The sequence below is a fragment of the Variovorax sp. FW305-3-2-15-B-LB1 genome, from assembly GCF_058787635.1.
This window is the reverse complement of the sequence record NZ_JBYSZY010000015.1, coordinates 104,829-127,807: the sequence shown is the minus strand read 5'-3', so window position 1 is coordinate 127,807 and position 22,979 is coordinate 104,829. Positions and strand designations below refer to the sequence as shown.

Annotated in this window: 20 protein-coding genes; 1 reads left to right on the top strand and 19 read right to left on the bottom strand. The window is 70.1% G+C overall.

Going from position 1 to position 22,979, the window contains the following annotated elements; genetic code table 11:
- The 3 genes from AC3WQR_RS12465 to AC3WQR_RS12455 form a co-directional block, all read right to left on the bottom strand.
- On the bottom strand, positions 1-2,817 hold a 2,817-nt coding region (locus tag AC3WQR_RS12465; protein WP_492742229.1), incomplete at its 3' end, for an efflux RND transporter permease subunit.
- Between the two features lie 40 nt (positions 2,818-2,857).
- Positions 2,858-4,111 carry an efflux RND transporter periplasmic adaptor subunit gene (locus AC3WQR_RS12460; protein ID WP_062479898.1) on the bottom strand — a complete coding sequence of 418 codons (1,254 nt, stop codon included), beginning with the start codon at positions 4,109-4,111 and terminating at the stop codon, positions 2,858-2,860.
- 155 nt (positions 4,112-4,266) lie between these two features.
- The gene (locus AC3WQR_RS12455; protein ID WP_095947754.1) at positions 4,267-5,148 is read right to left on the bottom strand and encodes an alpha/beta hydrolase fold domain-containing protein; all 882 of its coding nucleotides are present in this window, start codon (positions 5,146-5,148) and stop codon (positions 4,267-4,269) included.
- Between the two features lie 181 nt (positions 5,149-5,329).
- On the opposite strand from AC3WQR_RS12455, the gene AC3WQR_RS12450 reads away from it, so the two are divergent.
- Positions 5,330-6,244, top strand: coding sequence for a LysR family transcriptional regulator (locus tag AC3WQR_RS12450; protein WP_070060504.1), 915 nt, complete (start codon positions 5,330-5,332; stop codon positions 6,242-6,244).
- A gap of 68 nt (positions 6,245-6,312) precedes the next feature.
- Here the strand turns inward: AC3WQR_RS12450 and AC3WQR_RS12445 are convergent, their stop codons facing one another.
- The 16 genes from AC3WQR_RS12445 to AC3WQR_RS12370 form a co-directional block, all read right to left on the bottom strand.
- A complete protein-coding gene (locus AC3WQR_RS12445; RefSeq protein ID WP_492742228.1) occupies positions 6,313-6,777 on the bottom strand; it encodes an OsmC family protein in 465 nt (154 codons plus the stop codon).
- Between the two features lie 35 nt (positions 6,778-6,812).
- Positions 6,813-7,541: an LrgB family protein gene (locus AC3WQR_RS12440; protein WP_369647207.1), complete on the bottom strand. Its 729-nt coding sequence runs from the start codon at positions 7,539-7,541 to the stop codon at positions 6,813-6,815.
- On the bottom strand, positions 7,538-7,891 hold the full coding sequence (locus AC3WQR_RS12435; RefSeq protein ID WP_056581435.1) for a CidA/LrgA family protein: 354 nt from the start codon (positions 7,889-7,891) through the stop codon (positions 7,538-7,540). Before AC3WQR_RS12435 ends, AC3WQR_RS12440 begins: the two co-directional genes overlap by 4 nt.
- Positions 7,892-7,945: 54 nt before the next feature.
- Positions 7,946-8,962, bottom strand: coding sequence for an aminotransferase class I/II-fold pyridoxal phosphate-dependent enzyme (locus tag AC3WQR_RS12430; RefSeq protein ID WP_492742227.1), 1,017 nt, complete (start codon positions 8,960-8,962; stop codon positions 7,946-7,948).
- Positions 8,959-9,939: an adenosylcobinamide-phosphate synthase CbiB gene (gene cbiB / locus AC3WQR_RS12425; RefSeq protein WP_492742226.1), complete on the bottom strand. Its 981-nt coding sequence runs from the start codon at positions 9,937-9,939 to the stop codon at positions 8,959-8,961. Before cbiB ends, AC3WQR_RS12430 begins: the two co-directional genes overlap by 4 nt.
- 18 nt (positions 9,940-9,957) lie before the next feature.
- Positions 9,958-13,956, bottom strand: coding sequence for a cobaltochelatase subunit CobN (cobN, locus tag AC3WQR_RS12420; protein ID WP_492742225.1), 3,999 nt, complete (start codon positions 13,954-13,956; stop codon positions 9,958-9,960).
- Positions 13,953-14,306: a DUF2149 domain-containing protein gene (locus tag AC3WQR_RS12415; protein ID WP_062479884.1), complete on the bottom strand. Its 354-nt coding sequence runs from the start codon at positions 14,304-14,306 to the stop codon at positions 13,953-13,955. The genes cobN and AC3WQR_RS12415 overlap by 4 nt, the downstream gene beginning before the upstream one ends.
- Complete coding sequence (locus AC3WQR_RS12410; protein ID WP_492742224.1) at positions 14,303-14,776, bottom strand: MotA/TolQ/ExbB proton channel family protein; 474 nt, start codon at positions 14,774-14,776, stop codon at positions 14,303-14,305. The genes AC3WQR_RS12415 and AC3WQR_RS12410 overlap by 4 nt, the downstream gene beginning before the upstream one ends.
- Positions 14,776-15,474 (bottom strand): 5,6-dimethylbenzimidazole synthase, encoded by a 699-nt coding sequence (gene bluB, locus AC3WQR_RS12405; RefSeq protein WP_492742223.1) that lies wholly within the window; start codon positions 15,472-15,474, stop codon positions 14,776-14,778. Before bluB ends, AC3WQR_RS12410 begins: the two co-directional genes overlap by 1 nt.
- A 5-nt stretch (positions 15,475-15,479) precedes the next feature.
- Positions 15,480-16,049: a cob(I)yrinic acid a,c-diamide adenosyltransferase gene (cobO, locus tag AC3WQR_RS12400; RefSeq protein WP_095745107.1), complete on the bottom strand. Its 570-nt coding sequence runs from the start codon at positions 16,047-16,049 to the stop codon at positions 15,480-15,482.
- Positions 16,050-16,353: 304 nt separating this feature from the next.
- Entirely contained in the window at positions 16,354-17,136 is a 783-nt protein-coding gene (locus tag AC3WQR_RS12395; protein WP_492742222.1) for an ABC transporter ATP-binding protein, read from the bottom strand.
- A complete protein-coding gene (locus AC3WQR_RS12390; protein WP_095747588.1) occupies positions 17,133-18,143 on the bottom strand; it encodes a FecCD family ABC transporter permease in 1,011 nt (336 codons plus the stop codon). Before AC3WQR_RS12390 ends, AC3WQR_RS12395 begins: the two co-directional genes overlap by 4 nt.
- 5 nt (positions 18,144-18,148) lie before the next feature.
- Positions 18,149-19,030 carry an ABC transporter substrate-binding protein gene (locus tag AC3WQR_RS12385; protein ID WP_492742221.1) on the bottom strand — a complete coding sequence of 294 codons (882 nt, stop codon included), beginning with the start codon at positions 19,028-19,030 and terminating at the stop codon, positions 18,149-18,151.
- Positions 19,027-19,608 (bottom strand): bifunctional adenosylcobinamide kinase/adenosylcobinamide-phosphate guanylyltransferase, encoded by a 582-nt coding sequence (locus AC3WQR_RS12380; protein WP_159271953.1) that lies wholly within the window; start codon positions 19,606-19,608, stop codon positions 19,027-19,029. The genes AC3WQR_RS12385 and AC3WQR_RS12380 overlap by 4 nt, the downstream gene beginning before the upstream one ends.
- Positions 19,595-20,992: a cobyrinic acid a,c-diamide synthase CobB gene (locus AC3WQR_RS12375; protein ID WP_492742220.1), complete on the bottom strand. Its 1,398-nt coding sequence runs from the start codon at positions 20,990-20,992 to the stop codon at positions 19,595-19,597. The genes AC3WQR_RS12380 and AC3WQR_RS12375 overlap by 14 nt, the downstream gene beginning before the upstream one ends.
- Positions 20,977-22,917, bottom strand: a complete 1,941-nt coding sequence (locus AC3WQR_RS12370; RefSeq protein ID WP_492742219.1) for a TonB-dependent receptor domain-containing protein — start codon at positions 22,915-22,917, stop codon at positions 20,977-20,979. Before AC3WQR_RS12370 ends, AC3WQR_RS12375 begins: the two co-directional genes overlap by 16 nt.
- Positions 22,918-22,979 lie beyond the last annotated feature (62 nt).

Below are 22,979 nucleotides of genomic sequence, written 5' to 3'. Positions count from 1 at the left end.
CAACCCGATCTGCGTGAAGACGTTGTTGGCCCCCCCCGACATCCACACGCCCGCCATCGCGGCCATGATGCCCATCGGCACGATCAGGATGATCGCGATCGGCAGCGTCAGGCTTTCGTACTGCGCGGCCAGCACCAGGAACACCAGCAGGATCGCCAGCGGGAACACCAGGAAGGCGGAGTTGCCGGCCAGGATTTCCTGATACGTCAGCTCGGTCCACTCGAAGCTCACGCCCTTGGGCAGCGTCTCGGCCGCGATCTTGGTGATCACGTCCTGCGCCTGGCCCGACGAATAGCCGGGGGCCGGGCCGCCGTTGATGTCAGCGGCCAGGTAGCCGTTGTAGCGCATGGCGCGTTCCGGGCCGAAGGTCGAGTTGACCTTCATCAGCGCGGCCAGCGGCACCATTTCGCCCGAGGTCGAGCGCACCTTCAGCATGCCCACGTCTTCGGCACGGGCGCGGTACGGCGCATCGGCCTGGACGCGCACGGAGTACGTGCGGCCGAACTTGTTGAAGTCGTTGGCGTACAGGCTACCGAGGTAGATCTGCATCGTGTCGAAGATGTCCGTCACCGGCACGCCGAGCTGGCGCGCCTTGGTGCGGTCGATGTCGGCGTACAGCTGCGGCACGTTGACCTGCCAGCTCGTGAACATGCCCGTCAGCTCGGGCGCTGCATACGCCTTGGCCATGAAGGCCTTCACCGCGACGTCCATCTGGTCGTAGCCGACCGAGGCACGGTCTTCGATCTGCAGCTTGAAGCCGCCGGTCGTGCCCAGGCCTGCCACCGGTGGCGGCGGGAACATCACGATGAACGCATCCTGGATGCTCGAGAACGCACCGTTGAGCTGGCCGGCCACCGCACCGCCGCTCTGGTCGGCGCGCTTGCGCTGGTCGAAGGGCTTGAGCGTGGCGAACACGATGCCCGAGTTCGAGCTGTTGGTGAAGCCGTTGATCGACAGGCCCGGGAAGGCAATGGCGTCTTCCACGTTCGGGTTCTTCTTCATGATCTCGCCCATGCGGGTGATCACCTCTTCCGTGCGGTCGAGCGTGGCGCCGTCGGGCAGCTGGGCAAAACCGATGAGGTACTGCTTGTCCTGCGCCGGCACGAAGCCGCTGGGCACCGCCTTGAAGAGGCCGAAGGTCACGCCGACCAGCGCGAGGTAGATCACCAGCATCAGCGTCTTGCGCGAGATCACGCGCTTGACGCCGCCGCTGTAGGCCTCGGAGCCGCGATGGAAGAACTTGTTGAAGCCGCGGAACAGCCAGCCGAAGGCCTTGTCCATGCCGCGCGTCAGGGCGTCCTTCGGTTGGTCGTGGCCGCGCAGCAGCAATGCGGCAAGGGCCGGCGACAGCGTCAGCGAGTTGATGGCCGAGATCACCGTCGAGATCGCGATGGTCACCGCGAACTGCTTGTAGAACTGGCCCGTGAGGCCGCTGATGAACGCCAGCGGCACGAACACGGCCACGAGCACCAGCGCGATCGCGATGATGGGGCCCGACACTTCGCGCATCGCGCGGTACGTGGCCTCACGCGGCGTGAGCCCGGCTTCGATGTTGCGCTCGACGTTCTCCACCACCACGATGGCGTCGTCCACCACGATGCCGATCGCCAGCACCAGCCCGAACAGGCTCAGCGCGTTGATCGAGAAACCGAGGATGTGCAGCACCGCGAAGGTACCGATCACCGACACCGGCACGGCCAGCAGCGGAATGATGGAGGCGCGCCACGTCTGCAGGAACAGGATCACCACGAGCACCACCAGCGCGATGGCTTCGAGCAGCGTGTGGATCACCGATTCGATCGATGCACGCACGAACTGCGTCGGGTCATACGCGATGCGGTATTCCAGGCCTTCGGGCATGTTCTTGTTCAGCTCTTCCATCGTCTTGCGAACGTTGGACGAGATGTCGAGCGCATTGGAGCCCGGTGCCTGGAACACGCCCATGCCGACGGCCGGGTCGTTGTTCAGCAGCGAACGCAGCGAGTAGTCGGCGGCGCCCATTTCGAGGCGGCCGATGTCGCGCAGGCGGGTCACGGCGCCGTCGGTGCCGCTCTTGACGATGATGTCGCCGAACTCTTCTTCGCTCTGCAGGCGCCCTTGCGCATTGATCGACAGCTGCATGTCCACGCCCGACAGGCCCGGCGAAGCGCCGACCACGCCGGCCGCGGCCTGCACGTTCTGGCCACGGATCGCAGCCACCACGTCGCTCGCCGAGAGGCCGCGCTGCGCGACCTTCTGCGGGTCGAGCCACACGCGCATCGAGTAGTCGCCGCCGCCGAAGATCTGCACCTGGCCCACGCCTTCGATGCGCGCCAGCGGGTCCTTCACGTTCAGCACCGCGTAGTTGCGCAGGTAGTTGATGTCGTAGCGGTTGTTCGGCGAGACGAGGTGGACCACCATCGTCAGGTCGGGTGCGCTCTTGACGGTCGTGATACCGAGGCGCCGCACTTCTTCGGGCAGGCGCGGCTCGGCTTGCGAGACGCGGTTCTGCACCAGCTGCTGGGCCTTGTCGGGATCGGTGCCGAGGCGGAAGGTGACGGTGAGCGTCATCACGCCGTCGGTCGTTGCCTGGCTGCCCATGTAGAGCATGCCTTCGACGCCGTTGATCTGCTCTTCGAGCGGCGTGGCCACCGTTTCAGCGATCACCTTCGGGTTGGCGCCGGGGTACGTTGCGCGCACCACCACCGAGGGCGGCGCGACTTCGGGGTACTCCGAGATCGGCAGACCGCGCAGCGCAATCAGGCCGGCGATCAGCATCAATAGCGACAGCACGCCGGCAAAGATCGGCCGGTCGATGAAGAATTTTGAGAGATTCATGTTGGTTCTCCGGCGGGCGCCAGGGCGCCCTCCTCCGAAATCAGGACTTCGCGGCCTCGGCCACGCGTTCCGGTTGTTGTTGCTTCGTATCGAGCTTGGCGTCCATGGTCACGGTCTGCGGCACCACCAGCGCACCCGGGCGGATGTGCTGCAGGCCGTTCACCACCACGCGGTCGCCGGCCTTCAGGCCCTTGCTCACCACGCGCAGGCCGTTGATGGGCGCGCCCAGCGTCACCTCGCGGTACATGGCCTTGTTGTCGTCGCCCACGACCATCACGAACTTCTTGTTCTGGTCGGTGCCGATGGCGCGTTCGCTCACCAGCAGCGCGGTGTCGTTGCGGGCCTGGCCCATGCGGATGCGGGCGAACTGGCCGGGAATGAGCGCGCCGTCCTTGTTGTCGAACGACGCACGCACACGCACGGTGCCGCTGCGGGCGTCGACCTGGTTGTCGATCAGCTGCAGCTTGCCGGTGAAGGGCGTGCCTTCGAGGCCGGCGGTGCCCATCTGCACGGGGATCGTGTCGATCTGGCCGCGGGCGCCGGCGTTGGCCGGCAGGTCCTTCAGCGCGCGGGTGATGACCTGCTCGTCGGCGTCGAAGCTCGCGTAGATCGGGCTCACCGACACCAGCGTGGTCAGCACGGGCGCGCCGGGGCCGGCGGCCACCAGGTTGCCCACGGTCACTTCGAGCTTGCCGATGCGGCCCGACACCGGCGCCCGCACCTGGGTGTAGCCCAGGCTCAGGCGTGCGGTCTGCAGCGAGGCCTGCGCGGCGCGCAGGTTGGCTTCGGCTTCGCGGCCGGCGTTCACGCGCTCGTCCAGTTCACGCTGCGCGATGGCCTGCTCGTCCCACAGGCGGCGGGCACGTTCCTGCTCGCTGCGGCTGAAGGCTTGGCGGGCCTGCGCCGACGCAACCTGCGCTTCGGCACGCTCCACCTCGGCGGCGTATGGCGCCGGGTCGATGGTGATGAGCAGGTCGCCCTGCTTCACCAGCGCGCCTTCGCGGAAGTGCACCGCCTGCACCGCGCCTGCCACGCGGGAGCGCACGTCGACGCGCTGCACGGCTTCGAGCCGGCCCGAGAACTCGTCCCAGGCGTTGATCTCGCTCGACGCCACGGTGGCGACCGACACCGGCGTGCCCTGTTGCGCGGCGACCGGGGCGGTGGCCTCGGCCTTGAAGCTGTACATGCCCACCACCGCGGCGGCCACGGCCAGCACCGCGGTGAGGCCGGTCACGGCGGGCCACAGCCCCTTACGGGTGATGGAAGACAGCGATTGTTCGTTCTTGTTCGACATGATGGTTCGTCCTTCTCGATGACTTTTTCGGGATGCAACAGGCCATCCCGGCGCCGGCGGCGTCAGGAGGCGGAATTCAGAGAACAGAAAGCCCTGCCACCCGCCTCGGTGGAGGCGGCGGCTTGGTTCAGGGGGCGGAGCGGACCCTCGCGGGCCTAGCTGGGCTCAGGGACCGCCGGGGGCGGTGTGGTGGCGCTGAAGAACTCGCGGAAGTGCTGCTGCACGCTGGCTTCGCAGGATGCGCATCCCACGGCCTCGGTGTCGTACAGCGCCTTGGGCCAGTTGTCGGCGCCGGTCAGCACGCTGCTCGTGACCTCGATGCCGGCCGAGCGCAGGCGGCCCGCGAAGGTCATGGCCTCGTCGCGCATCGCGTCGTCGGGCCCCACCAGCACCAGCGCCGGTGCCAGGGCGGCCAGCCGCAGCGATCCGCTGGGCACCGCGTACGGGTGCGTGGCGTTCGAGGGACAGCTCAGGTACTTGGCCCAGCCCGTGGCCCAGCGGCACTCGGCGGCGTCGTTGGTCGCATTGCGCAGCGAGGCGGTGCCGGCGCACGGGTCGAGCATGGGCGACAGCAGGATCTGGCCTGCCAGCGGCGGATGGGCGCGGTCGCGGGCCACCAGGGCCACGCTGGCTGCCAGGTTGCCGCCAGCCTCTTCGCCGGCCAGGTACACCTGGGCGCCCTTGCCGCCGAGCTTCACGCGCTGCTTGTAGAGCCATTCGAGCGCCGCATAACCCACCTCGACCGGCTCCGGGAACGGGGCCGCCGGGGCCAGCGGGTAGTCCAGCGACACCACCACCGCACCCGCGCCGGCCAGCAACCGGGCCACGTTGCGGCCGTTGTCGAGGTTGCCGCAGATGAAGGTGCCGCCATGGAAGTGCAGCACCAACGGCACGGTCTCGCCCCGTGGACGCAGTCCGTAGACACGGGCAGCCACGGGCTCGCGGCCGGGCAGCTCGATCGACAGATCGGACTCCACGCCTTGCGCCGCGGCAAGCGCAGCAGCTTCAGCGGACCGGGACGATGGACGGGGTGACATGGGCGACCTCAGGGGGATGGGCGATGGTTGAAATATAAGGCGCTACAAGTACGTTGAAACAGGAAACACAGCCCTACTCTGTTTCCAAACGGAGAACAATCGGGCACTCCGTAGGGGCGCATTCCTTGTGTGAGAATCCGCCTCCTTCCGGCATATGCCGGTCTCCCTGAACAGGCATTCGATGGATCAAATCCAGGCAATGCGGATCTTTGTCCGCGTCGTGGAAGCCGGCACCTTCACCCGTGCCGCCGACTCTCTGGCCCTGCCCAAGGGCACCGTCACCAAGCAGATCCAGGCGCTGGAATCGCGCCTGCGCGTGAAGCTGCTCAACCGCACGACGCGGCGCGTCACCGTCACGCCCGACGGCGCCGCCTACTTCGAGCGCGCCGCGCGGCTGCTGAACGACTTCGACGACATGGAAGCCAGCATGACGAATGCGCAGGCCAACCCCACGGGGCGGCTGCGCATCGATGTGGGCACCTCGGTGGCGCAGCAGATCATCCTGCCCAACCTGGCCAGCTTCTGCGACCGCTACCCCGACATCCAGGTCGATTTGGGCGTGAGCGACCGCACCGTCGACCTGATCAGCGACAACGTCGACTGCGTGATCCGCGCCGGCGAGCTCAGCGACCAATCGTTGGTGGCGCGCCGCATCGGCACCCTGCACTTCGTCACCGTGGCCTCGCCGGCCTACATCAAACGCTATGGTGCGCCGCAGCATCCGAACGACATCGAGAAGCGCCACCACGTCGTGAGCTACTTCTCGGGCACCACCCGGCGCGTGTACCCGCACGAGTTCAAGAAGGGCGACGAGTACATCGAGCTCAACGGCCCCTACCGCGTGTCGGTCAACGAGAGCAATGCGCACATGACGGCCGTGCTCGCGGGCTTCGGCCTGTCGCAGTGCATCACCTTCACCGCCGAGCCGCTGCTGGAAAGCGGCGAACTCGTCGAGGTGCTGGCCGACTGGCAGCGCGACCCGCTGCCGATCCACGTGGTGTACCCGCCGAACCGGCACCTGAGCGCAAAGGTGCGGGCGTTTGTGGACTGGGCGGCGGATCTGTTTGCGAAGAATCCGCGGTTGCAGCGGCGCTGAGGGGCGCGTTTCCGTCCTCTTCTCAGGGCTGGATCAGCGCTGCCAACGCGCGCGGGGAGCGACTCTTGTCAGTAGACCGGCTCGCACCTCACCTCGGTCTTCACCGAATTCGCAATGAAGCACTCCTCATGCGCCCGATGGTGCAAGTGTTCGATCTGCTCGCGCGTGGGCAGGTTCTCGCCCGAAAAACTCACCTGCGGGCGCAGCGTGACGACGGTCATCGCCATCTTTCCTTCGGCGTTCTTCTCCATCACGCCCGTGGCCGCGTCGACATAGCGGTCGACCACGAACTTGCGTTTCACCGCCATGGTGAGGAACCACAGCATGTGGCAACTGGACAGCGAGGCCACGAACATCTCTTCCGGATCGACGGCCGACGCATCGGAGAACGGCAGCGGCACCACATGCGGCGACGACGAGCCCGGCACCTCGGCACCACCGTCGAAACGCAGCACGTGGTGGCGGCTGTAGGTGTTGGCCAGGAAGTCCTGGTCGCCCCGCTCCCAGACGATCTCGGCGGTGTACTCGGACATGGGTCGTGCTCCTCGATGGATGGAATGAATGGATGTCAGACGGTCATCAGCTTCACGATCAGCGGCACCAACAGCGCGGTCGCGATGCCGTTGAGCCCCATCGCCAGCGCCGAGAACGCGCCCGCGGTCTCGTTCACCTGGATGGCGCGCGCCGTGCCGATGCCGTGCGCCGCCATGCCGACGGCAAAGCCGCGCACCGCGGGTTCCTTGATGCGCAGCAGGTTCAGCAAACCCGTCGCCATGATCGCGCCCGAGATGCCGGCGATGGCCGCGGCCACGGCGGCCAGCGACGGCAGGCCGCCGATCTTCTCGGCCACGCCCATCGCGATCGGCATGGTGGCCGACTTGGGCGCGAGCGACATCAGGAGCTCGCGCGAACCGCCGAGCACCCAGCCGATGCCGATGGCCGACACGATGGCGGCCACCGAACCCACCAGCAGCGCCACACCGATCGGCAGCCACAGGCGCCGCAGCCGGCCGACCTGGCTGTACAGCGGCACGGCCAGCGCCACGGTGGCCGGGCCGATCAGGAAGTGGACGAACTTGGCGCCCTCGAAGTAGGTGTCGTAAGGCGTACGCGTGAGCAGCAGCACGCCCACGATGACGATCACCGACACCAGCACCGGATTGACCATCGGGTTGCGCCCGCTGCGCGCATGCAGCCACAGCGCGCCCAGGTAGGCCAGCAGCGTGAGCGACAGCCACAGCAGCGGCGACTGGGCCAGGAAGACCCAGATTTCAGACAGCTTGACGGGCGCGTTCATTCCGCGTCCTTGCCGGTGATGCGGATCATCCAGCGCAGCGTGAGCGCGGTCACCGCCATGGTGAAGGCACCGCCCACGACACCGGCCGCCAGGAACGGCAGCCACTCGCGCCCCACGCGCTCGAAATGCAGCATGACGCCGGTCACCGCCGGAATGAACAGCAGCATCAGGTTGCGCAGCAGGTGGCCCGAGGTGTCGGTCAGTTCCTGCGGCACGCCGCCGCGCACCAGCAGGCCGACGAACAGCAGCAGCATGCCGATCAGCGGACCGGGAATCGGCAGCGACAGCCACTGCACGAGCAGTTCGCCGGCAAGCTGGCACAGGAAGAGCGTGGTGATGGCGTAGAGCATGGGCCTGTTCGTTTTCCTTTTCTTGAGACGGCCCTATTGTGGTGCGAGGTGCGTTCAGCCGCTGTGTCGTGCGGCGCTGGCCCTCGCCCACGCGGCCTTCAAGGCCTGCTGGCTGGCCGGCGGCAACACGCCCAGGCGCAGGTGCCCCGGCAGGCCGAAGGAGGTGCAATCGCGCAGCTTGATGCCCTCGGCGCGCAGCGCGGCGGCGCGGGGCGGGTATGGCACGTCGGGTTGCGCACCGAAGAAGTTGGCGTCGCCCGGCAGCACCTGCCAGCCCAGCGATTCGCACACGGCGCGCTGCCGCGCCTTCCAGTCGCGCAGGATGTCGAGGCTGCGCGCCAGCCAGCCTTGCGCTTCGTCGCTGGTCCAGGTCGTGAGCAGCGCCACGCCGTGCGTGCCCAGCGGCCACGACGGGGCGAGACGTTCGAATCGTTCCAGCAGTGGACCTGCAACGTCGCTGTTCGCGGGTGCGATGGCGTAGGCGGCGCGGATGCCCGTGAGGCCCATGGCCTTGTTCGGGGTCCACAGCTGCCAGAGGCGGTCGCGCTGCGCGGCGTCGTGCGAGGGCTGGCCTTCGAGGCGCAGCGGCTCGTAGGCCATGTCGAGCACGCAGACTGCATCGCTCGCGGCATGCCGCGCGATGTCGGGTTGCGACTGGCCGAACGGGCTCGACGGTTCGCAGCACCAGCGCAGCGCGGCGCCGTCGGCCTCCTCAGGTGCGCGCTTCACGCCGAGGCCCCAGGCCTGGGCCGAACGTTCGTAGTCGCCGTAGCTGTGCGCGGGCAACCAGACCTCTTCGCCACCGCGTTGTGCCACGACCGCGCTGATACGGTGGATGAATTCGCTCGCGCTCGCGGCGATCGCGATGCGCTCCACGGCCACGTCGTGGAAATCGGCAAGCGCGGCACGCAGCGCGGTGTAACGCGGATCGGGATAGTGCGCCGCGTCGGCCTCGCGCAGCGCTGCCAGCACCGCGGGGCACGAGCCGACCGCGTTGCCGTTGGTCGAGAAGTCGTGCGGCGCGGCGCCCGTCTCGTCGGGACCGCCATGCACCATGGATTGATTCGTCATGCCCACCTCGCCAGCAACGGCGACAGCATCGCCAGCGAAGCGATCACCGCCAGCCCCCACGTCGCCCGCTCGCCGAGCTGCGCGGTGCGCGCGGTGTCGGCCGGCGCGGCAGCGCGCCCTTCCCCGTTCAGCGCATAGACACCTGGCTTCGCAAGCCGCACGCCCAGCAGCAGCGCCATCGCGCCCATCGGCCAGCCGCTGTTGGGCGACGGCGTGCGGCGCGCCTCGCGGGCCACGCCGCGCGGCCAGTGGCCGGCCGCGAGCGCCAGCAGCAGCACGGTCAGGCGCGCGGGCAGCCACGAAAGCACGTCGTCGGCGCGCGCGGCCCACTTGCCGAACCAGGTCCAGTCGCGCCCGCTGCGTTCGCCGCGGTAGCCCCACATGGCATCGGCGGTGTTGGCAAAACGATAGAGCGCCGCGCCCGGCAGGCCGAACAGCACGAACCAGAACACGGGCGCCACCAGCGAATCGTTGAGGTTCTCGGCCAGCGACTCGATGGCGCTTTCGCGCACCTCGCGTTCGCTCAGCACCGAGACGTCGCGGCTCACGAGGCGCGCGAGCCGTGCGCGGCCCGCGTCGAGCGATTCGCCCAGCGCGGCTTCGACCGCCAGCACCTCGTCGCGCAGCATGCGCCACGCAAAGAGCGGCTTGAACGCGAGCCCGAGCACCACGGCCATGGCCCAGACTGGCAGCCATTGCATGGCCAGGCTCTGCACCGCCGATGCGACGGCGAACGCGGCCATCGCGCCCACGCACCAGCCGAGCGCGCCCATCGCGAAGCCCGGCAAGTCACGCGGCTTCGCGTCGGCGGCGCGCGGTGCCAGGCGGCTGCCGATCCAGTCCAGGTAGCGGCCCATCCACACGACCGGATGCAGCGCGGCGGGCGGCTCGCCCAGCCAGCGGTCGACGGCCAGTGCCAGCCACAAGGCGACGACCAGCGCGAGGGCGAAGACGGCGAAAGGATCGAGCGCGGGCATGGCAGGCATTCTCGTGAATCAGGCGGCAGGCACGGCCCGACCGCGCCGCCATTGCACCAGCGCACCGACGGCCAGCAGCAAGGCGGCGCCGAAAGCGGCGAGCAGGCGCGGCAGCACGGCGGACGGCGGCGGGGGCGATGGGGTGTCGGCGACGGGCTTCAGCTGGAGGCCGGCCACCGGTTGTGCGAGGTCCGCTGCGGCGGGCGATTCGGGTGCGGGCGGGGTCGTTTCGACGGGCGCGACGGCGGGTGCGGCGACGACCGGTGCAGGGGCAGTGACAGGCGACGCCACCAACGCAGCCTGCGCAAACCGCTGCACCGCCTCGTTCCGCTCCCGCAGCCCCGTGGCGCCCACCGCCTCCGTGTAGGCCTGCACCAGTTCGCGCCGCGTCGCGACATCGGGCGTCCAGTAGTTCAGCCGCACGGCGTCGAGCATGCGCTCCAGCGTCTGCGCGAAGGCGGCGCGGTTCTCGCGCTCCAGCCACTGCCGCGTGCCGAGCTTGTAGGTGTCGCGCACATAGACCTCGTGCAGCGACTGCCAGTGGTCCGCGCGCACGGCGGCGGGCGCGGTCGCCTGCCAGCCCCAGAGGAACTGCGCGGTCTTGAGCACCTGCAGCGCGCCGCTGTAGCCCTCGGCCTTCTGCGCCTCGATCCATTGCGGGTGCAGGTAGCGCGTCTGCATCTCGCGCGCGATGGCGCCGGCGGCGGTGTCGGTGCGCACGGCCGCGCCGTCGCGCAGGTTCTGCACGTACAGCGCCGGGTCCTTGCCCGTGAGGTGGCGCACGGCGAGCGCGATGCCGCCCAGGTACTGGAACGGGTCGTCGTTGGTCAGCACGCCGTAGAGGTTGGAGGTGCGCGCCATGAGCGCCGCATCGACCTGCGCGAGGTTGCCCGCGAAGGCGCCCGGGCGCGTGGCGCCGTCGAGGCCGCGCCCGTAGGCGTGGCCCATGCGGTCCATGTAGAGCCCGGCCATCTGCGCATCGCCGCCGCCGCGCTGCTGACCGTTCCAGAGTTCGGTGGCGAGCACCGCTTCCTCGAGCCCGGCGCCGTAGCTGCCCTGCTCGTTCGAGAACACGCGCGCGGTCGACCAGCGCCGCGCCTCGGCCGCCGTCGCGCCCCCGGCGCGCAGCGTGCGCGCCATCGCCTCGCTGTGCTGCGCGACGGCGTTGCCGGGCTCGTCGAGCGCGGCCACCTGCTGCACGGCCTCGTCGAGCCAGCGCATCACGTGCGGGAACTGGTCGCGGTACGAGCCGGTGACGCTGACCAGCACGTCCATGCGCGGCCGCTTCAGCACCGCGGCCGGCACGATCTCGATGCCGACCATGCGCCCGGCCTCGTCCCAGCGCGGCTTCACGCCGAGTGCGTGGAAGGCCTGGCTCTCGGTCACGCCCTGGTGGCGCGAGGCCTCGCCGGCCCAGAGCGTGAAGGCGATCTTCTGCGGCGCACGGCCGCCGTGGGTGCGCGCGTGCGCGGCGATCCAGTCGTCCATCGCGGCAACGCCGGTGTCCCAGGCGGCGCGCGTGGGCACGCGGCTGGGGTCGAAGCCGTAGAGGTTGCGCCCGGTCGGGAGGCTGTCGGGGTCGCGCACCGGGTCGCCGCCGTAGCGCGATTTGAGGTAGCGGCCGTCGAGTGCGGTGAGCAGGCCTTCGATTTCTTCGTTGTGGGCCAGCACCGCGTCGAGCGCGCGGGCCCGGGCGGCGAGCGAACGCAAAGGTTCAGCATCGGTGGCGGTGTCGTTGCCCGCCAGCACGGCCTCCAGCCAGCGCGCAGGCTTCGACGCTGCAATGCCCTGCGCATCGGTGAGGAACATCTCGTCGAGGTCTTCGCCCATCGCCTGCGCCACGGGCTTGCCGAGGATCTGCAGGATCGTCTGGCGCCGCCGCTGTGCATCGGGCGCCTCGCCGAAGGTGGCCAGGCCCAGCGGCTGCGCGGTCTGCGCCAGCTCGTCGAGGTACGGATGCAGCACGGCGATGAAGCCGGCGAAGTCGGCGCGGATGCGCGCGGGCGTCCATTGCAGGTCGCGGTCGTAGTGCTGGGCAACGAACTCGGCGGTCAGGCGCCGTTCCAGCGCGGTCTTCACCGCGCCGGGCGACAGCGTTTCCCAGTCGTGCAGGCGCTCGTGCATGTCTCGCACGCCGGGGCGGAAGCCCGCGGGCGTGAACATGGGCGTCGAATGGCTCACCATCGTCGCGCGGCCGCGGCGCTTGGCGGTGGTCGCCTCGCCGAGGTTGTCCATGATGTACGGGTAGACGTTGGGCACGTCGCCCAGCGCGAGCAGCGGATCGTCCTGCACCGAGAGCCCGCGCTCCTTGCCGGCCGACCACTCGACCGTGCCGTGCGTGCCCACGTGCACCAGCGCGTCGGCGCCGAAGCGGCTGCGCAGCCAGAGGTAGGTGGCGAGGTAGCCGTGGCTCAGCGGCACGGCCGCGCGGTGGTACACCTGCTGCGCCTTGTCGGCCACCTGCGTGCCGGGCTCGAAGCGCGGCGGCTGGCGCAGCACGACCACCTGGCCGAACTGCACGCGCGGCACCACGAAGGCCGGCGCGCCGGCCACGGGCCGCAGCATCGTCGAGGCCTCGGGCGGGCCCCAGTAGGCTTCGATGCGGCGTTGCGTGTCGGAAGGCAGCGCGCGGAACCAGGCGAGGTACTGCGACAGCGGCAGCGTGTCGGCCAGGCCCTGGTCGAGCAGCGGCTGTAGCGCATCGCCGCCTTGCGCGGTCGGGTAGTAGGCCTTCATCGTGGCCTGCACCTGCGCGATGACCTTCTCCGCGCCCGGCGCCTCGGTGCGGTAGCCGGCCGCCTGCATCGCGGAGAGCATCCGGTCGACGCTGCGCGGCACGTTGAGGAACGACGCACCGAAGTTCGCCTCGCCCGACGGGTAGTTGTAGACCAGCATCGCCACGCGGCGCTCGGCGGCCGGCGTGCGCCGCAAGCGCAGCAGCGCGGCGGCCTTGTCGGCCACGGCGTCGATCTGCGCGGGCAGCGGCTGCAGGCTGCCGGTAGCGGCGTCGCGCGCGGTGACCAGCATCGGGTCGGTCATGCCCGCGAGTTCGCTCGGGCTGTAGTAGGCCGCGATGTCGGTCTGCGCGAGGCCGTCCTTGCTGCGCGCCCATTGCGCCGCATCCATGGCCAGCGATGGCAGCGTCTGCAGCACGGGCACGCCGATGCGTTCGAGTTCGGCCTTGCGCTCGTTCGGGCTGAATACCAGCGCGGCGTTGATGAGGAGGTCGGCCACGCGGCGCTCGCTCTCACCTTCGCCGGCGTGCGTCATGCGAAAGAACAGGTCCTTCTGCTGGCGCGGGCCGTAGAAGGCGTAGGCGCGCAGGCCGCGCTGCGCGAGCGTGCCGATCAGGCCGTCGAGCCAGTCGGTGTCGTCGCTGGTGAGCGTGGCGCTGTTGACGGCGATGGCGACAGTGCCTTGACCGCCCGGCAGTGCCTCGACCGCTGCGATGGTGCTTTCGACGCGCGGCCAGTCGGGGCGATAGAAGCCCGCGAGCGGCAATGGCATGGGGTCAGGGAGTCCGGCTGAATCGCCGACCCGCGCCATCGCCTGCACCGAGGCTTTCAGGTTCGCTTCGCCCGGAAAGCGCCAGTAGGCGCGCAGGCGCTGCACCCAGGCCGCATCGACGCCGCGTTCGGCCGCGAGCGGTGGCACCTCGGGCGGTTTCTGGCCTTTCGCCACGAGGGCGAATTCACCGATCTGCACATAGGGAACGGAGGTTCGCTCGATGACATCGCCGAAGCGCGCTGCCGCCGACTGCGCGACGCTGAGGTGCGGCGCATCGATGACCAGCAGGCGCGCGCCATCGAGCGCGGTAGCCAGCGTCTCGGGCGTGTCCTGCGCAGCCGACACCACCTGCAGCGGCACGCCGGCGTCACGCGCCGCCGCTTGCAGCCGCACCACGCGCGCGGGCGAGACCAGCGCCGTGCTCAACACCACGACACGCGACCCGGCCGCCACCGCAGGCTGCGCCATCAGGCACAGGAGCCCGAGCCAGAAGACGAAAAGCCGCGTCACTTCCCGCCCGACGCCGGCACCGCGTCCGCCGGCACGTAGATCATCGTGCCGTCCTTCAGGCGCCAGGCGGTGCCGGCCTTTTCGCCGTCGCCCTGCCCCGTTGCGCCGCTGGCCTTGAAGCGCGTGACCTTCCGGCCTTCGCGCGTGATGATCTCCATGTCGGGCTGGCCCTCGTGGCGGATGACCGTCACCTTGTCCTGCGAGAACGGGTTCACCGGGTTGTTGATGACCGCGATCATCAGCATGCCGATGACGACCATGAAGACGTCGATCAGGTTGATGGTCGAGAGCACCGGGTCGTCGTCGTCGCTGTCCAGGCTGCTCAGGATCGAGAACTGGCGCCGGCTCATGACAGCCGGTCCCGCGCGTCGAGCAACATCACCAGCTCGCGCATGAGCCAGCGGCGGCGCACCGTGTAGACCACGAAGGTGATCGAGGCCGAAGCCAGCGCCACGATCACGGCCGCGAACGCGGGCGCCAGGCTCTGCGCCACGCCCTGCGATTCGCCCGAGGCCACGGCCACGAGCGCCGGACCCATGGGGATCATGGTGGCGATCAGCCCCAGCATCGGCGCCACGCGGCTGCACAGGCGCACGCCTTCGAGCTGCTTGAGCACGACCAGCTCCATCTGCTCCTGGCTGGCCTGTGCGTGGCGCCGCAGCACCAGCGCACGCGACGGGTCACGGCGACGCTGCCACCACTCGATGCCGAAGGCGCCGAGGCAGTACACCGCATAGACGAAAGACAGCAGCACGCCGAGCGTCACGGGCCACAGGAACAGCCGCGCGAGCTCGAAGAGAACGGTGTCGAAGGCCAGCATCAGGTGGGCTCCACGCAAGAAGATGAAGTGGAAGAAGGATCGAACAGGTCCGACGGCCGGCCCCAGCTTTCGTCGAACACCAGCGAGGCCAGTGGCGCGCGCCGGGCCCAGCGTTCGCGCTGCAGCATCGGCTCTTCGTAGAACGCATGCACCGGGCCCAGGCACAGCAAGGCGATCGGTTCGGCACCCTCGGGCAGGCCGAGCAGCACGCCCAGCTCGGCGGGTTCGAACAACGACACCCAGCCCATGCCCAGCCCCTCGGCGCGTGCCGCGAGCCAGAGGTTCTGGATGGCGCAGGAGGCGGAGGCCAGATCCATCTGCGGCAGGGTGCGGCGGCCGAACACATGCGGCTCGCGACCGTCGGCCAGCGTCACCACCAGCAGCTCGGCCGCGTCGAGCACGCCCTGCACCTTGAGGCGCATGAACTCGTCTTCGCGCTGGCCGAGCGCGCGGGCGGTGAGCACGCGTTCGCGCTCGACCACCTCATGCAACTGCCGGCGCAGCCCTTCGCCGCGCACGCGGATGAAGCGCCAGGGCTGCATGAAGCCGACGCTGGGCGCGTGGTGCGCGGCGTCGAGCAGGCGGCGCAGCACCTCGGGCGCCACCTCGCCGCCTGCAAAGTGGCGCATGTCGCGCCGCTCGTGGATGGCGCGGTACACCGCCTTCGCCTCGTCGGCCGCGAACGCATGCGCCGTCATCGGGGTCAGTCTTCGATGCCGCGCTGCGCCGGGATGCCGGCCTTGAACGCGTGCTTGACCATCTGCATCTCGGTGACGGTGTCGGCCAGCTCGATGATCTCGGGCGGGCAACGGCGGCCGGTGAGCACGACATGCACGTGCTTGGGGCGCGCGCGCAAGGTCTCGAGCACGCCTTCGAGCGGCAGCCAGCCGTAGATCAGCGGGTAGGTAATCTCGTCGAGCACCACGAGGAAGAAGTCGCCCGACAGGATCGCGGCCTTGGCCTTTTCCCAGCCGTCGCGCGCCAGCTGGCCCGAGCGTTCGAGATCCTGGCTTTTCCAGCTGAAGCCGTCACCGAGGCCTTCGATGGGAATGCCGATCTGCTCGAACATGCGGTGCTCGCCGAAGCGCGCCGAAGGCACCTTCATGAACTGGTAGATCTTCACGGCCTTGCCGCGACCGTGTGCGCGCAGCGCGAGGCCGAAGGCGGCCGTGCTCTTGCCCTTGCCGTCGCCGGTGTTGACGATGACGATGCCGCGGCGTTCGCCTTCGGGCTTTTCGTAGGGCTTTTCGCTGGGAGGGGTTTCTATTTGCATGAAGGGTTCCGTTCTTGGGTGTTCTTGTGGTTCAGGGCGTGTGCACAGGCCACCGGGTACTTCCCTCCGCGAATGTCCCCCGGCCTTCGGCCTCCTCCTTGATTTCGCTGCGGGAAGCACCCAGTGCCCTGCGCACGATGGGCGCTGTCGTGGTGCGGGCGGATCAACGACCGCGCTGATCGCTCACGTCGATGGGGTGCCTTGCGCAGCGAAATCAAGGAGGAGGCCGCAGGCCGGGGGACATTCGCGGAGCAAGGTGCCCCGTCGGCGGGAGCGCGCCCCGAATGACTTGATGCGCGAGGCTTCATAGCGGCAATGCGATCCATTGATCTGCCACGCGATGCACGCGAATCCGGTGGTCGAACACCTGTTCGAGCGCAGCATGCGTCGCAGGATCGGCGCAAGCACCGTGGTGCACCACCCGCCCCCGGTTCATCACCACCAATTCGTCCGCGGCCAGTGCCATCGGCAGTTCGTGCAGCACGCTGACCACGGTGCGGCCTTGGGCCACCAGTGCGCGCGCCGTCTGCATCCAGTCGGCCTGATGCGGCGGATCGAGGTTGGCCAGCGGCTCGTCCATCAGCAGCAGTTCGGCCTCGACCGCCAGCGCACGCGCCAGCAGCACGCGCTGGCGTTCGCCGCCCGACAACTGCCCCAGCGGACGGTCGCGCCAGTCCCAGGCCTGGGTGCTGCGCAATGCGCGCTCCACCGCATCGCGATCGGCTTCGCTGGGTGCCGCGAGCCAGCGCTGATGAGGCAGCCGCCCGAGCATCGCGACGTCGTAGACCATCAAATCGTCGGCACTGCCCTCACCCGTGCCGCTCTGGCCCAGCCATGACAAACGCCGGGCACGCACGCGGGCCGGCACGGCCGCCTGCGCTTCGCCGAAGAGCCGCACTTCGCCGCGGTGTGCGAGCAACCCAGCCAGCGCTTTCAACAACGTCGACTTGCCGGCCCCGTTCGGTCCGACGATGCTGGTCCAGCGGCCGGCCGCGAGCGACAGGTCGATGCCGTGCAGCACCTCGACCGACCCGAGCGTGGCGCTGAGGCCGTGCGCTTCGAGCGCGGCGGATGGCGTGCGGCTCATAGGCCGCCTCCCTTCGCGCCGCGCCGGTGCATCAGCCACAGCAGGTAGCTGCCGCCGAGCACCGCGGTGAGCACGCCCACCGGAAGCTCTTGCGGCGCGATCAGCCAGCGCGCCAGCAGGTCGGCCGCCATCAGCAGCAGCCCGCCCATCAACGCCGACAGCACGATCAGCCGCGCATGCGTGGTCTTGACCACCGAACGCACCAGGTGCGGCGCGGCCAGGCCGACGAAAGCAATGAGGCCGGTCTGCGCGACGGCGGCACCGGTCGCCAGCGCCAGCACCGCCACCAGCGCGGCGCGCATGGCGCCCAGCGGCAGGCCCAGGCTGCGCGCCGTGGCCTCGCCGAGCGCGAGCCCGTCGAGCACCGGCGCGAGCGCCCAGGCCAGCAGCAGGCAGGCCGCACCGACCGCCGCCATCACGGCGCAGGCGGCCCAGCCGACCAGCCCGGTGCTGCCGAGCACGAAGCCCTGCAACGCCTGAAGAATGTCGGCCGAGGCGATGGTGATGAGGTCCTTGGCGGCGCCCAGCACCACGCCGACGATCACGCCCGCCAGCAACAGCCGCAGGGTCTGCTGCACGCCACGCGCCAGCGTGAGCGTGAGCAGCACCGCGGCCACGGCACCGACAAAGGCCGCACCGGTGAGCCCCAGGCGCATCACCCATTGCGTGCTGGTGACGGAGCCACCGAACAGCATCAGCGCCAGTGCCACGGCCAGCGACGCGCCCGAGGCGCTGCCCAGCAGGTACGGGTCGGCCAGCGGGTTGCGGAAGAGGCCCTGCGCCACCGCGCCCGCAAGCCCGAGCAGCGCGCCCGCCAGCCATGCGCCGAGGGTGCGCGGCAGGCGGATGTCCCAGACGATCTGCAGCGCCACCGGGTCGTGCCGCGCGGACAGCAGGCTCTGGAAACCGGTGCTGCCGATGCCCAGGCCGAAGAGCAGCAGCGCCGCGCCCAGCACCAGCAGGCCGGCACCGAGCAGCAGCACGCGACGCAGGTGCGCGGAATGCATGCCGCTCACCGCCCCTTGTCCGCCAGGCACTGCGCCATCAGGCGCGCGGCCTCGTCCATGCGTGGGCCGGGGCGCACGACCACGTCGGTCTGCTCGGCGTCGAAGCGGCACACGCGGCCTTCGCGCACCGCGCGGATGCCGCCCCAGCCGGGTCGCTGCTCCAGCCCCATCGCGCTGCGCACGCTGACCATGATGAGGTCGGGGTTCGCGCGCACGACGAACTCGGGGTTGAGCTTGGGAAAGGGGCCGAGCGACGCCGGCACGATGTTCTTCACGCCCAGCCGCGCGAGCGTCTCGCCGATGAAGGACGAGCCGCCTGCCGCGTAAGGGCCGGTGTTGACCTCGAAGTACACGCGCAGGCCTTTGGCGCTGGCGGGCAGCGACTGCGCCGCGGCCGACACGGCCGCATCGATGGCGCGCCAAACAGCGGGCGCCTCGTGCGTGCCGAGAACCTGGTCGAGCGCGCCCAGCACGCGGCGCACGTCGGCGTGGCTCTTGGGTTCGAGCACGATCACCTTCAGGCCCAGTGCCTCGAGCCGCTGCGTGACGCGCGACGATTTGGCGAGCAGCACCACGTCGGGCTTGAGCGCGACGACGGCTTCGACATTCGGATCGATCCCGCCGCCGAGCTGCGGCAGCGCGCGCACCTGCGCGGGCGAGTTGGAATAACGGTCGACGCCGATCAGGCGGTCGCAGGCGCCGAGTGCGCAGACGCCTTCGGTCAGCGACGGCAGCAGCGAGACGATGCGCTGCGGCGGCTGCGGCAGGTGCACGGTGACGCCGCGCTCGTCGACCACATCGACGGCCTGCGCCGCATGCGCGCCCACCACCAGGGCGAGCCCGAGCAACGACGCGCGCAACCAGGTCTTCACGCGATCGAAGCTCATGCGCCAGGTGCCTTCAACGTCAGCGGCAGGCCGGCGACCATCAGCGTCGCGCGGTGGCACGCGGCCGCCACGTCCTGGTTCAGCCGGCCGAGCACGTCGACGAAAGCGCGGGTCTCGCGGCCCAGCGGGATCACGCCCAGCCCGATCTCGTTGCCGACCAGCACCACCGGCCCGCGCGCCTCGCGCAGCGCGATGAGCAGCAGCGTGGCGTGCGCCGAGGGCGTGCGCGTGACCACGGCGGCGCCTTCGGTGCGCAGCGGCATCAGCAGGTTGGTGAGCCACAGCGTGAGGCAGTCGACCACCACGAGCGTGTCGGGCGCGCTCTGCGTGACGATGGCGCGCCCCAGCTCGATCGGCTCCTCGAGGGTCTGCAGACCGGGCACGCGCTCGGCGCGGTCGGCCTGGTGGCGGGCGATGCGCTCGCGCATCTCGTCGTCGTGGGCCTGCGCGGTGGCGATCAGCACCGCGCGGCGCGATGCGGGCCCGGACGCCAGCCAGTCGGCCGCGCGCTGTTCGGCGCGGCGCGACTTGCCGCTTTTCTGGCCGCCGAGGATGAATTCGTGCTCAGTGAGGGGCATCGGGGGGCGCCTGTGCGGCGTGGCTGTCGAGTTCGAGGGGCATGGCGCTGAAGAGCCGCGCGGTCGCTTCCGGGCTGGACGCGAACCACGCATGAAAGTAGCTCGCGCGCACGGGCCCGTGCACGTACAGCGCCTCGCCGCCGCGCGTGCCGACAGTGCGCGCGGCGGGCGCGAGCGGCGTCTCGCAGCGCGAGTAGTGGAAGGTGTGGCCGCGCAAGGCATGCGCGCCCAGGTCGAGCTGCTGCGGGCCCAGGCCGGCCAGCCGCTTCTGCATGACGGCCCGCCCCGGCAGCACGCCCCAGAGGCGGTGCACGTCGGTCGGCTCGGCGTCGTCGCGCGTGGCGAGTTCGTCGAACAGCGCCATCATGCCGCCGCACTCGGCCCAGATCGGTTTGCCGGCCGTGACGTGGTTGGCGAGCGAGAGCCGCAACCGGTCGCTGGCCGACAGCACGGCCGCATGCAGCTCGGGGTAGCCGCCGGGCAGCCAGGCGGCGTCGCAGGGCGGCAGCGGTTCGTCGGCCAGCGGCGAGAAGAACGCGAGCCGCGCGCCGAGAGCCTCGAGCACCTCGAGGTTGGCCGGGTAGATGAACGAGAACGCCGTGTCGCGCGCGATGGCGATGGTGCGTCCGGCCAGCAACGGCGCGACGGGCGCCGTCGGCGCGGGCTCGAAGCGCACCTGCGGCAGCTGCCCGGGCGTGCGCTGCCCCAGCGGCGTGGCGGCGAGCACGTCGGCCGCAGCGTCGAGCCGCACCATCGCATCGCCGAGTTCGGCGGCACCGACCAGCCCCAGGTGGCGTTCGGGCAGCGCGAAATCGGCGCTGCGCGGCAAGGCGCCGAGCCAGTCGCCGGGTTCGCGCAATGCGTCCTTCAGCATGTCGGCATGGCGCTCGCCGGCCACGCGGTTGGCCAGCACGCCAGCCCAGGGCAGGCCCGGGCGGAAATTCTGCAGGCCGTAGGCCAGCGCGCCGAAGGTGCCGGTCATGGCCTGGGCGTCGATCACGGCCAGCACGGGCAGGCCCAGGCGCTCGGCCAGCTCGGCCGCGCTGGGCGTGCCGTCGAACAGGCCCATCACGCCTTCGACGATCACCAGGTCGGCCTCGCTCGCGGCGGCATGCAGGCGCGCGCGGCAGTCGGCCTCGCCGGTCATCCACAGGTCGAGCGAATGCACCGGCGCGCCGGTGGCCAGCGCGAGCCAGTGCGGATCGAGGAAGTCGGGACCGCACTTGAAGGCCCGCACGCGGCGGCCCTGGCGCACTTGCAGCCGCGCGAGCGCGGCCGCGACCGTGGTCTTGCCCTGCCCCGAGGCCGGCGCGGCCACGAGCACCGCGGCGCAGGTGACGGCTGCGCCGGGCGAAGGGCGGCGGGTGTTTACTGCGGAGTCCACTTGAGTCCGACGTACGCGGTGCGGCCCCCGGTGGCGTAGAGCCGTGCGAACTGGTAGTCCTTGTCGCCCACATTGTCCACGCGCGCCACCAGGTTCAGGTCGCGCGTGATCTGCGTGCTGGCCGACAGGTTCAGCAGCGTGTAGCCGCCGAGCTTGACGGTGTTGGCTGCGTCGTCGTAGCGCTTGCCCGAGCTCTGGAGCTCGGCGCCCAGCGTCCAGCCGGCGATGCGCCAGTCGGCGCCCAGCGTGCCGTGGGCCCGGGCGCGGCGTGCCAGCAGGTGGTCGGTGGCGAGGTCGCGCGGGTCCTGGTAGTCGAGCGAGGCGCGCAGCGTAACGTCGCCGATGCGGTGGCCGCCCGTGAGCGTCACGCCCTGGTAGCGCGCACGCGCCGTGCTGGCGTAGCAGCCGAACGACGACTGGCAACCCTTGGCGCTGCCGTCGAACACGATGAGGTTCTGCACCCGGTTGCGGTACAGCACGATGCCGGCCTGCGTGGCGCCGGCCGTGTACTGCAGGCCCAGCTCGACGTTGCGGCTCGATTCGGGCTGCAGGCTCGCCAGGCCGTATTCGCTGAAGCGCTGGTACAGCGTGGGCGCGCGGAACGCGGTGCCGGCCGACACGGTGGCGCGCAGGCTCGGCGTGATCGCGTAGCCGTAGGCGGCGCTGCCGGTGGTCTTGCCGCCGAACTCGCTGTCGTCGTCATGGCGCACGTGCAGCTGCAGCGAATGCGGGCCCTTCACGTAACCGTAGCCCAGTGCGGCGGCGTTCTGCGAGCGGTCGCGCGAGAACAGCTTGGCCGAGGTGGTGGGCGCGTTCTCGAGCGCGTCTTCGCGGCGCTCGAGCGTGGCGGTCACCAGGTGGGCGCCGAAACGGAATTCGTTCTGGAACAGGTAGCCGCGCAGGCGGGTCTCGGTGCGGTAGAACGAGGGTTGGGTCTTGTAGACGGTCTGCGAATCGGTCACCTGCAGGCGGGTGCTGTAGATGTCGTTCCACTTGGCCGACCAGGTCAGCCCGGCGGTGCGCAGCTCGTTGGTCGACACGTCGTTGCGGAAGGTGATCGGCGGCTTGGTGCGAAAGCTCACCGACGGGTCGTAGGCCGCCTCGGTGTTGCTGGTGAGCAAGGTGGCGTCGATGCGCTGGTCGGGCGTGATCTGGAAACCCAGCTTCAGGTTGCCCGAGGTGCTGCGGTAGCCGTCGCGGTCGGGGTTGGTGAAGCCGTCTTTCGAGGGCGTGCGTTTGGCGATGGGCTGGATGTTGAAGCCCTTGCTTTCCTCATGCGCCACGCCGAACGAGTAGTCGAGCAGGCCCGACTTGCCGCTCACGCCGCCTTCGATCCGGCGCAGGCCGTGGCTGCCGAAGCCGATGCCGGCGTAGGGCGACACGCCCTCCTCGCCGCGCTTGGTGAAGAGCTGGATCACGCCGCCCACGGCGTCCGAGCCGTACACCGCGGCGGCCGGGCCGCGCAGCACTTCGATGCGGTCGATCTGCGCGAGCGGAATGCCTTCCCAGCCGGCGCCGCCGGTCGATTGCGAATCGATGCGCACGCCGTCCAGGTAGACCGCGGTGAAGCGCGACTCGGCGCCGCGGATGAACACGCTGGTGGCATTGCCCACGCCGCCGCTGCGCGAGATCTCCATGCCCGGCAGGCGCGCGAGCACGTCGGCCACGCCGGTCGCGCCGCTGCGCTCGATGGTCTTGCGGTCGATGATGGAGACATCGCCCACCAGGTCCGACAGCGCCTGCGGCGTGCGGTTGGCGGTGACGACGGTCTCGTCGAGCGTCGCGGCGGCTTGCGCTTGCGCAGCCAGCGGCACCAGGGCCAGGCCGCCGAAGGCCGAGGCCAGGGCGAGCGTCAGCGGCAGGCACGCGGGACGGTTGCGGCGCACGCTGGCGCGGCCGCTGGAGAGGGAAACACAGGAAATCATGGGGTGAACCGAACGAACTTCTATGCCCTGGCCGGCTTCCCCGCCGGCGCCATGGGCGTCAT

What these genes read in the sequence shown, in the direction of transcription:
- AC3WQR_RS12415 (WP_062479884.1), bottom strand. Translation starts at nt 14,306, where the DNA reads ATGAGCCGGCGCCAGTTCTCGATCCTGAGCAGCCTGGACAGCGACGAC.
- AC3WQR_RS12380 (WP_159271953.1), bottom strand. Translation starts at nt 19,608, where the DNA reads ATGCCCCTCACTGAGCACGAATTCATCCTCGGCGGCCAGAAAAGCGGC.
- AC3WQR_RS12445 (WP_492742228.1), bottom strand. Translation starts at nt 6,777, where the DNA reads ATGTCCGAGTACACCGCCGAGATCGTCTGGGAGCGGGGCGACCAGGAC.
- AC3WQR_RS12450 (WP_070060504.1), top strand. Translation starts at nt 5,330, where the DNA reads ATGGATCAAATCCAGGCAATGCGGATCTTTGTCCGCGTCGTGGAAGCC.
- AC3WQR_RS12370 (WP_492742219.1), bottom strand. Translation starts at nt 22,917, where the DNA reads ATGATTTCCTGTGTTTCCCTCTCCAGCGGCCGCGCCAGCGTGCGCCGC.
- AC3WQR_RS12455 (WP_095947754.1), bottom strand. Translation starts at nt 5,148, where the DNA reads ATGTCACCCCGTCCATCGTCCCGGTCCGCTGAAGCTGCTGCGCTTGCC.
- bluB (WP_492742223.1), bottom strand. Translation starts at nt 15,474, where the DNA reads ATGACGGCGCATGCGTTCGCGGCCGACGAGGCGAAGGCGGTGTACCGC.
- AC3WQR_RS12460 (WP_062479898.1), bottom strand. Translation starts at nt 4,111, where the DNA reads ATGTCGAACAAGAACGAACAATCGCTGTCTTCCATCACCCGTAAGGGG.
- AC3WQR_RS12385 (WP_492742221.1), bottom strand. Translation starts at nt 19,030, where the DNA reads ATGAGCTTCGATCGCGTGAAGACCTGGTTGCGCGCGTCGTTGCTCGGG.
- AC3WQR_RS12395 (WP_492742222.1), bottom strand. Translation starts at nt 17,136, where the DNA reads ATGAGCCGCACGCCATCCGCCGCGCTCGAAGCGCACGGCCTCAGCGCC.
- AC3WQR_RS12435 (WP_056581435.1), bottom strand. Translation starts at nt 7,891, where the DNA reads ATGCTCTACGCCATCACCACGCTCTTCCTGTGCCAGCTTGCCGGCGAA.
- cbiB (WP_492742226.1), bottom strand. Translation starts at nt 9,939, where the DNA reads ATGCCCGCGCTCGATCCTTTCGCCGTCTTCGCCCTCGCGCTGGTCGTC.
- AC3WQR_RS12390 (WP_095747588.1), bottom strand. Translation starts at nt 18,143, where the DNA reads ATGCATTCCGCGCACCTGCGTCGCGTGCTGCTGCTCGGTGCCGGCCTG.
- cobO (WP_095745107.1), bottom strand. Translation starts at nt 16,049, where the DNA reads ATGCAAATAGAAACCCCTCCCAGCGAAAAGCCCTACGAAAAGCCCGAA.
- AC3WQR_RS12410 (WP_492742224.1), bottom strand. Translation starts at nt 14,776, where the DNA reads ATGCTGGCCTTCGACACCGTTCTCTTCGAGCTCGCGCGGCTGTTCCTG.
- AC3WQR_RS12430 (WP_492742227.1), bottom strand. Translation starts at nt 8,962, where the DNA reads ATGACGAATCAATCCATGGTGCATGGCGGTCCCGACGAGACGGGCGCC.
- AC3WQR_RS12440 (WP_369647207.1), bottom strand. Translation starts at nt 7,541, where the DNA reads ATGAACGCGCCCGTCAAGCTGTCTGAAATCTGGGTCTTCCTGGCCCAG.